This is a genomic window from Butyrivibrio sp. AD3002 (assembly GCF_000420905.1).
Taxonomy (GTDB): domain Bacteria; phylum Bacillota; class Clostridia; order Lachnospirales; family Lachnospiraceae; genus Butyrivibrio.
On sequence record NZ_ATVV01000027.1, the window covers coordinates 1 to 13,367 of the forward strand.

At 40.9% G+C, this 13,367-nt stretch carries 12 protein-coding genes; 3 read left to right on the forward strand and 9 right to left on the reverse strand.

Translation table 11 applies throughout. The annotated features are described in order from the left end of the window. The 5 genes from tnpA to G596_RS0116075 all read right to left on the reverse strand — a co-directional run. Nucleotides 1-212: IS200/IS605 family transposase (gene tnpA / locus G596_RS0116050; RefSeq protein WP_022762471.1), on the reverse strand; the 212-nt coding region annotated here is incomplete at its 3' end. Nucleotides 213-430: 218 nt separating this feature from the next. After that, nucleotides 431-1,588 (reverse strand): helix-turn-helix domain-containing protein, encoded by a 1,158-nt coding sequence (locus G596_RS24045; RefSeq protein ID WP_022762846.1) that lies wholly within the window; start codon nucleotides 1,586-1,588, stop codon nucleotides 431-433. A gap of 142 nt (nucleotides 1,589-1,730) precedes the next feature. Continuing rightward, complete coding sequence (locus G596_RS0116060; protein ID WP_049944874.1) at nucleotides 1,731-2,489, reverse strand: hypothetical protein; 759 nt, start codon at nucleotides 2,487-2,489, stop codon at nucleotides 1,731-1,733. A gap of 760 nt (nucleotides 2,490-3,249) precedes the next feature. After that, a complete protein-coding gene (gene rlmD, locus G596_RS22555; protein WP_022762849.1) occupies nucleotides 3,250-4,503 on the reverse strand; it encodes a 23S rRNA (uracil(1939)-C(5))-methyltransferase RlmD in 1,254 nt (417 codons plus the stop codon). A 105-nt stretch (nucleotides 4,504-4,608) separates the two neighbouring features. Next, nucleotides 4,609-4,926, reverse strand: a complete 318-nt coding sequence (locus G596_RS0116075; RefSeq protein ID WP_022762850.1) for a hypothetical protein — start codon at nucleotides 4,924-4,926, stop codon at nucleotides 4,609-4,611. Nucleotides 4,927-5,175: 249 nt separating this feature from the next. Between G596_RS0116075 and fliD the strand changes: the two genes are divergently transcribed. After that, nucleotides 5,176-5,970 carry a flagellar filament capping protein FliD gene (gene fliD, locus G596_RS0116080; RefSeq protein ID WP_022762851.1) on the forward strand — a complete coding sequence of 265 codons (795 nt, stop codon included), beginning with the start codon at nucleotides 5,176-5,178 and terminating at the stop codon, nucleotides 5,968-5,970. Nucleotides 5,971-6,072: 102 nt separating this feature from the next. Here the strand turns inward: fliD and G596_RS22560 are convergent, their stop codons facing one another. Together G596_RS22560 and glyA are read right to left on the reverse strand one after the other, a co-directional pair. Continuing rightward, entirely contained in the window at nucleotides 6,073-7,365 is a 1,293-nt protein-coding gene (locus G596_RS22560) for a glycoside hydrolase family 3 N-terminal domain-containing protein (RefSeq protein ID WP_022762852.1), read from the reverse strand. 848 nt (nucleotides 7,366-8,213) lie between these two features. Next, on the reverse strand, nucleotides 8,214-9,452 hold the full coding sequence (gene glyA, locus G596_RS0116090; protein ID WP_022762853.1) for a serine hydroxymethyltransferase: 1,239 nt from the start codon (nucleotides 9,450-9,452) through the stop codon (nucleotides 8,214-8,216). Between the two features lie 109 nt (nucleotides 9,453-9,561). Here glyA and G596_RS0116095 point away from each other — a divergent pair, with 109 nt between their 5' ends. Both G596_RS0116095 and G596_RS22565 read left to right on the forward strand, forming a co-directional pair. Further along, complete coding sequence (locus G596_RS0116095) at nucleotides 9,562-10,572, forward strand: diacylglycerol/lipid kinase family protein (RefSeq protein ID WP_242829205.1); 1,011 nt, start codon at nucleotides 9,562-9,564, stop codon at nucleotides 10,570-10,572. A 130-nt stretch (nucleotides 10,573-10,702) separates the two neighbouring features. Further along, the gene (locus G596_RS22565) at nucleotides 10,703-11,419 is read left to right on the forward strand and encodes a phosphatase PAP2 family protein (protein WP_022762855.1); all 717 of its coding nucleotides are present in this window, start codon (nucleotides 10,703-10,705) and stop codon (nucleotides 11,417-11,419) included. 77 nt (nucleotides 11,420-11,496) lie between these two features. Here G596_RS22565 and G596_RS0116105 read toward each other — a convergent pair whose 3' ends face one another. Both G596_RS0116105 and G596_RS24050 read right to left on the reverse strand, forming a co-directional pair. Beyond that, the gene (locus tag G596_RS0116105; RefSeq protein ID WP_022762856.1) at nucleotides 11,497-12,522 is read right to left on the reverse strand and encodes a glycosyltransferase family 2 protein; all 1,026 of its coding nucleotides are present in this window, start codon (nucleotides 12,520-12,522) and stop codon (nucleotides 11,497-11,499) included. Between the two features lie 70 nt (nucleotides 12,523-12,592). Next, nucleotides 12,593-13,351, reverse strand: coding sequence for a DUF1653 domain-containing protein (locus G596_RS24050; protein WP_022762857.1), 759 nt, complete (start codon nucleotides 13,349-13,351; stop codon nucleotides 12,593-12,595). Between the last annotated feature and the right edge of the window lie 16 nt (nucleotides 13,352-13,367).

The window sequence follows — 13,367 nt, forward strand, 5'->3', positions numbered from 1 at the left end:
ATACTCGGTGGGATCCTTACCAGCATATGTATGTGATCGGGGCATACCTCTGCCTCTATTATCTCTACACCTTTCCTCTTGCATAATGTACTGAGAATATTTGCAATGTCCTGCTTGATCTGACCATACGCAACCTTTCTCCTGAACTTAGGTGCAAATACTATGTGATACTTACACTCCCATCTAGTGTGTGATAAACTATTCATGTCCATTTTGGACTACCTCCTGTGCTTTACTTTGGTTGGCGAACCGTAGTAATTCTAGCACGGGAGGTTTTTTACTGTAAGCTGAAGCAGCTGTTGTCCCCCTGCATAGCAGGGGGTTTTATTAAAGATGCTACACAATAAAAGGCATATGTTTTCCCACCAGAAAACACATGCCTTTATAATAACACAGTCAACATATAATATGTGCGGCGTTTATCACAACGTTAGACTAATTTTTCAAATTCAGAAAATACATCTTCTTTACTCCAGCTTCGAAGTTGGCCAAGCATAAACTGTAATTTACTGTCTATCCACTCTCTGGTATAAATTTCCATATTGCGAGCGGCGGCATTGCCATAAATGCGCACTACTTCTTTGGGTTCCTTCTTATTTATTTCAGAACAGAATTCAACATATTCATCAATTTTCCCTAATAGCTTCTTCCATTCCTCGGCAGCTTTCCCCGGCATATCATTCCTCAAATATGCTGCAACTAAAAACTTATAGGTATCTCGATAATATCCCTGACAATGCGCTTTCATCTTTTCATTTTCCATAAATTTGTCCATGATGGATAATCCCCAAAAACATTTTTCCTCGACTTCATTTAATGGACTGACCCACATCATACTTTCAGCAGTATATAAAATCTGCTTGTTTAAAGCTCTTATGAAGTTTTGATAATTGTCACAGATTTGTCCCTTCCAATTCTCCCTGCCTTCTTCCGTGTCAATGCTTATAAAGTATGGTAGAAGCGTTTCCTTAAGCATATTGTTGCTGATAGAAGGAAGGGCTTCAACATGCTGCATGCCCTTTTCCCATTCACCTGAGTGCCAGCAAAGCCATGCAAGTGAAAAGTGGCATTTATCCACAAGCGCCTTATCTCCTGAGTATCGAATAACCTGCATCGCTCTGTTTTCAGTTCTCCTAATAAGCTGTTTCCATTCCTTACCATCATTCTCCATAAGCCCGGAGTAATAAGAATTATTTGGATTTACATAGCGGCTCATATGCCCAACAGCCTGAACAAAGCTAGTCATAATACCATAATTAAATATATTCTCTTCGCACTGTTGATCCAAATATTGAACTGCATTTAAAGCTCCCTGAGACTGTTCTCCACTATCTCGAAGAGTATTAGCTTTCTGCTCCACTTCCTCTGCGAAATTCACATCATAGATCTCAGTATTAAATCCAAACAATGCATCTGTTGATACGTTTAAAGCCTGTGCCAACGGAACTATCTGAGTAACATCAGGAAGCCCTGACCCGCTCTCCCATTTGCTAACGGCCTGGCTTGTAATGCAAAGAATACCTGCCAGTTCTTCCTGCGTATATCCTAAATCATGACGATATTTTTTTATATTGTTTCCTAGCGACATATGCATTTACCTCTTTTCAGTTTTTTCAATAGATGCATCTTTGATAACTTCAATTTAGCAGAAACCAAAGAGGATTCCTAACAACTTGTTCTCGGAGAAAATACAACTTAGCGTTGAATCAGAATGTTTTACTGTTATGTATTTATAATATGGCAGCATGTATAAGTTCTTTAACTGTCCTATCCCTTAAAACAAAATTTGATGTTTCATAGGTTACTATCAATCTGTCTCCGGGAATTATTCCATTAGCAATATATGAATCTATTTTTCTAATAGCTTTATCTGCATAATCGGGATCATCCATTCTCCCATCATGTTCCCAGTATACTTCTTTCCCGGTTCTTTTACTAAGCAATGTAAAATCCGGATATATGGTACCATATCCTTTCAGTAACAGTGGACACTCATATTTATACTCAATTCCCATATCATAAAATGTATCCGCCAAAATTTTCTCTGATTTTGATCGTACTCGTTCTCCTTTTTTGCTAAGTATCACCGGAGCCCCTTCAGCAAATCCTTTCCCTTGATATGGAACCTCCTTCCACTTCTGAATTCTCTGCTCGAATGGGGTTTCAACAGGTTCTACCATGTTTTTCCTTATATCACTTTGTGAATTGTATATCTCCAGTAGTTCATCGTCTTTATATTCATTGCAAATGTTTTCCAGTTGCTTAAGTCTTCGGTCAACAATTCTTTTAATTCTCTTGTCATATGCTTTCTGCGCAAGAGGCTTCACTATATTGCTATTTTCTCGCCTTATGTACTCACCCTGCCTTTTACACTTTTCATTCTTGCCTGTACAAAGCATATACTGCGGTCTCTTTCCGCAATTTGTAATTCTTAGAGTTCCTTCCGGTGCTGAAGATAACCTATCTTCTACACATTTCTTTATCTTCATTAGCCGTTTTTGTTCCTCCTTTAGTAATTCTTCCAGTCCTTGCATAAAATATTCCTTTCTTAATCTCAATTATTCTGCTGCATATTGTGAACCAAGCTTTTGCAGCATTATGTTTAGGCTTACTACATCTACCGCAAACTATTATTTTCAGTTTTATAGCAGCACATTTCGCCCCATCTTTTCTGTCACAACTCCCATATTGTCTTGTTGCGGCAGTTATTTTTTTACTTCCTGTACTGCCACATATCCAAATATTTGTTTTTGTAGCATTTCAATATACATATATGACACTGCCGCACTATGCATATATTTTTATAGCGGCAGTAGCGGTATACTTTTTTAACTACCGCATTTATTCAAAATAAACTTTGTAGCAGTACAGTAATGGTTAATACAACTGCCGCAAACATTCATCACTTATCTTTCAGCAGTGCTATTTCGCCAAAGGTACCCTGTACATATCTCCGGCACAACAGAAAAGGTGCTTAACACCTCAAAATACGATAAAGAAGAATCAAGCAGCTCATATCCTCATAAATAAATGGACTATATTCAATTATCTTTATTATCAAAATGGAAATCAGCAGTGTCTCCGATACGCATCTCACTGCCTTCGTTCAGAATGAAACAGATTATAGCAACAAATTTAAATAAGTGCAAATTAAAAAGAGACATCCCATCACGAAATGTCTCTAATACACTCCTAAACTAAATTATCTCAATTCCCACAACTACTTCGCGTGGAAGTTCCGCTCTAGGCTCAGCCTGCGCTTACGCTTCTCTTCGTCAAGAGAACTACTGTCTCACAACTCCTGGTAAACGGGAACATATCAACCGGTATGATTCGCTCCGCTTTGTACCCATTCTTGGTTATGATTTCCAAGTCATTTGCCAGAGAATCGGGGCTGCAGGAAATATATACAACACGGTCGGGATTCAGCTTGAACATGGAGCCGAGAAAAATCTCGGTTGAACCTGAACGAGGCGGATCCATGAAGACAACATCTGCGTGATCTCCCGCCTCTGCCATCTGCACCATGAACTTGCTGGCGTCATTTTCATATACCGTGATATTCTTAATTTCATTCATTTTTGCATTTAATCTTGCATCACGAACTGCATCCTTGTTGATTTCCACACTGATAACTTCACCGGCCTTCGGACTTGCAATAATACCAATAGTTCCAACACCGCAGTAGCAGTCAAGGACTGTCTCTTTTCCGGTAAGTCCCGCAAGTTCAACCGCTTTGGAATAAAGCTTCTCTGTCTGAACAGGGTTAACCTGATAGAAGGACTTGGGTGAAATCTTGAATTTCATGCCGCATACGGTATCGTAGATAAAGCCGGGTCCGTAGATTGCCTTCTCTTTATCGCCGAGAATCATACTTGTATGCTTATCATTGACGTTAATAACAATTGTTGTTATTTCCGGATGTTCTTTCAGCAGCGCCTTCACGAAATTGTTCTTCGAAGGAAGAATCGGCGATGTCAACACAAGAACAACCATTATCTCTCCAGTATTGTGTCCAACTCTTATAAGAACATGTCTGAACAGGCCAAATCCGTTGTCCTCATCATAAGTTTTAATCTTGAAGGACTTGAGCATTCCTCGGATGGTTGCAATAATAGCATCTGCTTTTTCATTCTCAAGATAGCATGCGTCAACAGGGACTACATCATGAGTCCCTTCTTTATATATTCCGGATACAGGATTACCCTTTCTGTCATGAGTGAAAACCGCATGAACTTTACATCTGTAATGCTCCGGATGTTCCATCTCCATGAAGGGCTCAACTTTTCCATATTTTCCGATCAGTTCTTCAACTCTTTTGTGCTTTCTTTTGATCTGCTCCTTGTAGGGCACATCGATCATCTGACAGCCGCCGCACTTCTTGGAAACAGGACACTTGCTGGGTGTCCTTTTGACAGAAGGCTTCTTTGCAGCACCGGCTCCCTTGGGAGCCACGCGACGTTTAGTTGTTTCGTTCTTTCTTGGTGTAATATCTTTATTCATTATTTATACCCTCATCCGTCAGCTTCGCTGGCACCTTCTCCTTTAAGGAGAAAGCATATACCCTCTATAGTCTGAAAAACCTCCGGCAATTCCGGAGGTCTGACATTATTTCTTCTTGGGTTTGTTCTTACTGTTTCTGCCCTTCCTATCGCCAAAATCTCTGATCTTGACATCTTCGAGGCCGGAAACAAGTTCCAACGCGCGTTCAACATCTGCTCTGTTGATGCGGATTGTGCACATAATTTTATCCTTATCAGAACCAAACAGACGCTGCAGGAAGCTCTTGTCCTGCCAGTCAATGTAGTAAGAAATACGATTCGCCAGAAAACGCTCTTCTAATATTCTCTTGCTCTCTTTGCTGTAAACTCTGCAAAAAGAAACTTCATTATTAAACACCTGATCATTTTGTATAATAGATGACATAAATCGTTCAAATCCTCTCAATCTATCTGAAATCCACTATATTTTACACTAGCCCAATCATGTTTGTAAATAACACTTCAGAACATTCGCAAAACCGCTTATTTTTACACATTCTTTATAGTGTTAATGGTCTTTTCATTTGAAAAATCAGGGGTATGGGTGTAAAAATAAAGTAGGAGTAGTATACAAACAGCATGGATGCTGTTTTTCCGGGTGTCTATAGCCCCGAAGATCAAAGGAGTGATGTATATGGGAATAAACGTTAACATGGATTATTCCACCCTATTTAGCAGTATGTCCGGTAGTTCTTCATCGACCAACTTCATGTCCGGACTGTCAAGTATGCTTTCCGATTACTCCTCCATCCAAAACGGAAGTTATGGAAAGCTGGTTTCAGCATATTACAAGAAAATAGACAGCGAAAAAGCAGATTCTGCAGATAAAACCGAAAAAGAATCCACGCGGCAGACCACCGAGACTGAAAAGTCCAAAGCCGCAGAAAAAAAACAATATTCAGCTATTTCATCCAATGCTAAGGATGTTGCATCAAAACTTGATACTCTGTCCAAGACCGGCGACAACTCTGTTTTCGAAAAGACGTGGCAGACTGTCAAAGATGAGGATGGTGCTGAATCAAAGGTTTATGACTATGACATGTCAAAAATATCAAGTGCTGTTTCAAACTTTGTAAGCAGCTATAATAAGCTTATTGATTCCACCGGAGATATTTCTGATGTAACAACAGATACAAGAGCAAGCTATCTCGGAAAGATTACAAATTCCTATAAGAGTGAACTCTCCTCCATAGGAATCAGTATCAAAGATGATGGCAAGCTCTCGCTCGACAAAGATAAACTTAAAGCTGCAGGAGCAGAAGCCACACAGAATATTTTTACCCAGAAAGCAGGCTTTGGTTATAAAGTATCTCAGGCCGCAACAAGTCTTGAGACCTCCGCTTCAAGAGCCGCTTCAAGTTCTTCAACCTACTCAAAGGCAGGAACCATGAATTCGGATCTATCCTCTATTTTGGATTCCTTTATCTGATGAAATGGTGAACGTTCGCCGAAAGGCGTACTTAAGAATAGCCGCCGCTATCGGCCTTATGGCTGATGCGGCGGCATTTGATTGCTCAAATTTGTAAAAAAATTACTGGCCGGAGGTAATCTCCTCAACACGGTTAGCATATTTCACTCTGTATACTCTGCGAAGAGATTCATTTATTCTCTCCTCACTTATCGTACCATTCTGCACTGCTGCAAGTACTCCCTGATAAGCATCAACGAAATCCGCAGGAAGGAAAATCATATCCGCACCTGCCTGGATGGCTGCTACTGCTGCATCTGCAGAGGAATATCTGTCTGCAAGATCTGAAAGTGAATCGGTAATTATTATTCCGTCAAATCCAAGCTGCCCTCTAAGGAGATCCTGTACAACAACAGAACTGAGGCATGAAGGTGTTTCATCACCTGTGATTCCCATCGAAGGCGCAGTACATACCATAATCATACTTGCACCGGCATCAATTCCTGCTCTGAAGGGACTAAGTGCATCCTGAAGCCCTTCTATGGAATTGCCGCTGTTAATAGTCTCCGGGAAATACTGAAGTCCTGCGGATACACCAAAGGACTGAAGTCCCTCAACCGTCTTGGCAACCATTGCCGATACGTTCTGCGGATCTGTACCGAATGATGTGCCTGAATCAGTCAGGTTGGCATTTACACCAACATTCAGATTAAAGCCGTAGGCATTGAGATAGTCAGCAACTCTTGAAGCTGTATTATAAGCCTCATCGGCATTACCGGAAGCTCCAAGCTCTGTGGGAGACGCCACCGGATCAAGTCCAAGACCATTTGCCACAAGACTCTTCTCTCCGCCAACCTCTGTGGTTGATATGAAAAGCGGATACTTGCTCATTGATGCGGTAGAACTAAGCATATCCTTGATCTGAGCCTCATCCTTAATATTCTTGGTTACATAGAAAAGTCCACCAACTGCATACTGTGAAAGGGCATCCTGTGTTGCTGTCCCGGCCTTAACTACAGCATCCGAGCCTGTAAGCTGCTCGGGTGATATCATAAACAGGCCTGCCACTCTGTCCTCAAGCGGCATCTCGGAAATGCAGGTATCCACAATATTATCAAGCATAGCATCAGTACTCTGAACCTCTGATTCAGTGATATTCTCCTCAGGAGAAGCCACTGCTGCCTGCTCTGCTCCCACCTGCTTAGCTTCAGCCACTGCCTCCTCCACTGAAGCATTATAGTCCTTAACGGCCTTCACGATGCTATTAACGCCAAGAAAGGCGGCCGAAACAACAGAAACACCCAAAACACCGGTTATAACATATGCTGTAACCTGGGCCTTGATCCTGCGTTGTCTCCTAAGCTCTCTGCGAACATCTCTTTCAGAACCGTTACTAATATTCATTTTGTCTTCCATATATCCTCCCCATGGAAAATCCCCTAAAAAACTTAGATTTAGTATATCATACTAAAACCACAATTTCTACCACTTCGGAAGATGTTGGACACAAAATATTGTAGAATTATGTAGAAGACCACTATAAACGCTAGAGATGGAATTTTGCTTGCAAAATACCTGCGCCGAGCGCAGTTGCCGAAGGCAACAAATTCAATATGCGCTCGTGTGCATAATTCCCTTATTCGTTTTGCGCAGCAAAACGAATAAGGGCGAGTGCATTTCTATCTATGCATTCGCCCTTACTCATGTTCAAATTGTGTTTCGTTGTCCAATGGACTTTCCTCCACTTTCTCAACTCTGCCCGTTCCATTAACCTTTGCACTCGTATGCTGTGACGGATGATACGACGATCATGCTAAACGCCACCATGTCATGTACTAAGACTCGTTGTGATGGAAATTCACTATTGTTTGTGGTGTTAAATAGTTCGGCGGTCTGTACCTTCCTTTCCGAAAAATTTAATAACTAAGAATTAGAGTAAAAACTTAAGTTCCCTTTGGACCGTACCTCCATTTCTTTCAGCACCCTGCTGAATTCTCTGAAAGAAGTTTTCTCTTTCTCTTATCTTTAATCGTAGTATACACATGCCGGATATAATTGTCAATACATTTTTTAAAAAATATTTTTGATATTAGATTATTTCGTATAAAAATATCGATTATCTGATAAATTGTTTGTAATAGTCATAATATTTGTACAATTCAAAATACCGAATTCTCTTCTCGAAATAAAGTATAAAATCAAAAGAAAAAAGCTGGCCCTAAATATAAAAATTTAAGGTCAGCTCTAATATTTTGCTAAATTTTTTATATAAGCGGATATTTTGCAGTCAATTCTTTGATGATTGCTCTTGCCTCATCATTTTTCTCGCCTTTTCCTTTGATTACGATTGAAATTGCTTCCGCAATTTTATCCATATCCTCCTCGTTCATTCCGCGGGTAGTAACTGCAGGAGTTCCGAGTCTGATACCGCTTGTAACAAAGGGAGACTGCTTTTCATTGGGTATTGTATTCTTGTTTGCAGTGATGTGTGCATCATCAAGCCATGCCTCAACATCCTTACCTGTGAGATCAAAATTTGTAAGATCGATAAGCATGAGGTGGTTGTCTGTACCGCCCGAAACGATCTTAACACCTCTGCTCATAAGGCCTTCACTGAGTGCCTTTGCATTTTTCACAATCTGCTGCTGATATTCCTTGAACTCGGGAGTAAGAGCTTCCTTGAAGCATACTGCCTTAGCCGCTACAACGTGCTCAAGCGGGCCACCCTGAATTCCGGGGAATACAGCCTTGTTGAACTTATACTTATCCTGAGCTGCCTGATTCCAGAGAATAAGACCACCTCTGGGGCCTCTTAAGGTCTTGTGAGTTGTCGTTGTAACAACATCAGCATACGGGAACGGGCTCGGATGAACGCCTGCTGCAACAAGTCCTGCAATATGAGCGATATCAGCCATAAGAACAGCACCGCAAAGATCAGCTGCCTCACGGAACTTTGCAAAATCAATTGTTCTGCAGTATGCAGATGCACCTGCGATGATAAGCTTGGGCTGATGCTCCTTGGCAAGCCTCTTGACCTCTTCATAATCGATGAAGCCATTCTCATCAACACCATAAGCCACTACATTGTAATATGTACCGGATATATTAGCCGGGCTTCCGTGTGAAAGATGTCCGCCCTGACTGAGGTTCATACCGAGAATTGTGTCACCGGGCTTTAAGAGTGCAAACTGAACTGCGAGATTAGCCTGCGCTCCGGAATGAGGCTGAACATTTGCATAGTCACAATGGAAAAGCTCTTTTGCTCTGTCTCTTGCAATGTTCTCTACCTTATCTACTACATAGCATCCGCCGTAGTAACGTTTTCCCGGAAGGCCCTCCGCATACTTGTTGGTAAGGGGACTACCCATAGCTGCCATAACAGCCTTACTTACCCAGTTTTCAGATGCGATCAGCTCAATATGATCGTTCTGACGCTCCATCTCCTCTACGATGAGGTCAGCGATCTCAGGATCGACATTTTTTACTTCATCCAATGAATACATACCGGCATTTCCTCCACTTCGATAATTTGACGTTTTAATGTGTTAAAGCAATTGTGAAGTATCATAGCATATAATGATATAGGTGTCAAAACAGAAATCATTTGATAAAATGAATAAGAGTTTTATTTCGGGAGCGTATGAAATAATGTTTTACTGTATAGTTAATCCTTCAGCAAGATCGGGGAACGGCAAAAATATCTACAACATTTTTGAGGAAAAATGCAAGACTCTGGGGAAACCCTACAAGGTTGTCTTTACCAAAGGCCCCGGGCACGCCATGAGCGTTGTGAAGAAGCTTACTGAAAAGAAGATCGGTGAAGATTCTTCAGAGCCTATAAATATTGTTGTAATGGGTGGAGACGGCACCCTAAATGAAGTAATATCCGGCATTCAGGATTTTGACAGAGTGCGCCTCGGCGTTGTTCCGCTTGGATCCGGAAATGATTTCGTCCGCGATCTGGATTTTCCGAAAAATCCAGAAGACCTGATAGATCGAATTTTGAAGGAAGAAGTAGTAAGAAAGCTGGATATAGGCAATGTTCATTATGATCATATGACAAAGACCTTCTCCAGACTTCACGATGAGAGAATCGCTTCCGACAGACGTTTTGATGTCAGTGCAGGAATAGGTTTTGACGCCGCGGTTTGTGAAGAAGCACTTTCTTCAAATACTAAGAATTTCCTGAACAGGCTGGGTCTTGGTAAACTCACCTACGGTTCGATTGCAATCAGGCAAATACTTCACGCCGATCAGCCCTCCTGTGATATTGAGACGGATGATAATCAACACATTCACATAGACCATCTCATTTTTGCAGCAGCCATGATCCACCACTATGAAGGCGGCGGCTTTAAGTTCGCCCCGGATGCGGATCTGCAGGATGGCTATTTTGATCTCATTGCAGGCGGCGACATGAGCACATTTCGGATCTTTAAAGCACTGCCCCTGGCCTTTTTTGGCAAACACTATGGTCAGAAAGGAATCCACCATATAAGAGCAAAGGAAATAAAAATCCGTACCGCTCTTCCTTTATGGGTTCATACCGACGGAGAGGTTTTATTAAAATCCGATGCTATTACGCTCACCTGTTTACAGCAAAAACTGAGCCTTTTATCGTGAAAAACGTATAGTATTTTATACTTTTTTTATAATTTTTGTACAGTTTTGTGTTTGATAAAAGATTTGCACTGCGATATAGTATAAATCGGTAGTATTAGTTTGTTTCTATCATTAAAAGGTGTATTTATTTATGAAAAAGAGAACATCAAAGTGGTTTGACAAGCCTTGGACCAAAGAACGACTGGAAGATACCATCAGATGCCTCATACCGGTAATAATTTACGCATTTGTTTACTTCACATGGTTTTTCCATCTGGAAGGTACCAAGGAGTTACATTATACAGAAATTCACGCAGCTTTAGATGACAAGATCCCGTTCCTGGAGATTTTCATCATCCCGTATTTGGGCTGGTTTGTTTATTGCTCATTCTTCTTCTTCCTGTTCCTGCTAATGTACGATATGGAAGACTTTTTCAAGAATGCAGCATTCTTCTTCACCGGAATGACGCTGTTTTTGATCATTTCATCTATCTGGCCCAATATACAGTATATGCGACCTGCGGTAATGCCGAGGGATAACATTTTCACACACATGATTCAGAATCTGTACAAGACGGATACGCCGACCAATCTCTGGCCAAGCATTCATGTGTACAATGCAATCGGCACACACCTTGCCATTTCCAATTCCAAGCGTTTTGAGAAGTGGCTCAAGAACAGTTCTCTCGTCTTCTGCATACTGATCATTCTTTCAACAATGTTCATTAAGCAGCATTCGGTAATAGATGTTCTTGGAGGAATCATCTTTGCAGTATGTTCCAACCTGGTAGTATATAAGAGTGAGCTTATCGTGAACGCATATCACCATTTCGACGAAAGGCAAAAGACCAGAAGAGCGCTGCAGTAAATTATAACAACAACAATAAAAGCATGGCTTTATGAAAACAGCCATGCTTTTTTATTTGAACTTGTACTGCGACAGTTTTAATTGAAGTTATACAATTTCCGGGCAATCTTATAGCCTGCCATTGTAACCTTTCTTCCGCCCTTTCCGGGAAGATATACAAAAATTCCCTCGATACGATAGCGAAGCTTAGCATACAAGAGAAAACTTCTGTTTCTGATGTATTTCATGAGCTCCTTGCGCTTTTCAAGATTTTCCTTTGTCCCGGACACAACCATAAGTATTGTTGAAATAGCAGTGATAACCTCAAGATAATTAAACATATAGTGATGTCTTTTCTTATTTGACTTTATCATTCCGATATTTTCAACATAATAATCAACCATCAGCTTGTTAACTCTTACCTGCTGATCAAGTCTTGAGATCATGATCTCCTGGTTTACAGACTGATCTGATCTTCCGATGTAGTAATAATAGAAATTGACATCAAGATAATACATCGTCTTAACAAACGGAAGCGGATTAAATACATAGATATTATCCACATAGAATGTGTGCTCCGGAAGCTTAAGACCGCAGTCTCTAAGAAGCTTTGTTCTGAATATTACGGAATGCATAAGAAGATAATGTCCTATGGATATCTTCTTAACATCATCCCAGGTGAAAAGCTCCTCAATGGGGAACATTCTGTTATAACGCATCACCTTATGGCGCTGCTCACCCTCTTTGTTGTAAACGAAATTGCTGATAAGAAGGTCGAGTCTCTCGCCACTTACAACAAATTCCTCAAGAGTTGTAAGTATTTTTCTGTAAGCTATCTCTTTTACCCAGTCGTCACTGTCAACAACCTTGAAATAAAGACCTGTAGCATTTTCAAGTCCAGTATTTACTGCTGATCCGTGTCCACCGTTCTTCTTGTGGATTGCCTTGCAGATTGTGGGATACTTCTTAGCATACTCATCAGCTATTGCTGCCGTATCGTCTTTTGATCCGTCATCCACAATAAGAATCTCTACCTCTTCGCCTCCGACAAGAAGTGAATCGATACACTTTCTCATATAATCCTGCGAATTGTAACATGGAACTGCAATACTTAATAACTTCATCTCTTTTCATATCTCCTTAAAAATCATATGGATTTACATTTTTATCTTTTCGTAACGGCATTCTAGCCTGTCAGCGAAGTCTGGTAACCTCAAATCGCTGCTTTGTCACAAGGCACTCTCTGAGCTCTGCGCATCTTACATCCGGATCATCCCCGGGAATCTCTGTATCTATGGACATTGCCATCACATCAATCATATCATTGGTAACAACCGGTCTTATAAGATTGAGAACCTCAATTCTCTCAGCGGAATTCCTTGCATCAAGGAATCTTACCACGAGAGGGTTCATTCCAAAGTCCTCGGCTTCCTCCTCGATCGTGCGATTCATATAATTGCTGTTAATCTCATTATCAGGGTCCGGCTTAATCACCTTATCAGACGTGTTGTCTTCCTTCTCCTCCTTTTTCATCGGAGTATTGGCACTTTTCAGCATATCAATCGCCCGTTTTTTTATCACATCCGTCTGAGGCCTTATAACATTATCTTGTTCCTCTTTTTCAAAAGCAGGTGTTACTTCTTTTGTTTCTACAGGAGTAACAGGTGTTACTTCTTTCGTTTTTACGGGAGCAGCTGATATTTCCTCATCCGCCTTGTTCTCATAGGGCGCAAAAAGTTCGAATCTCATCTTCTGATCCGCATTAGGATATTTATCTCTGTCAACCTCCGAGACAAATTCACTAAGAGGTCTGCAGTAAACAGTGTAATCACCGTAAAGTGCCTGATACACTACCTGTTCTTCACCTGTATCCGCATCCCTTGCAATGGTGATAACCTGATATCTTCCTCCTTTAAAATGTCTGTAAAATTCCTGTGGTTTAGGTCTATGCAAAATGATTTCCCTCCTT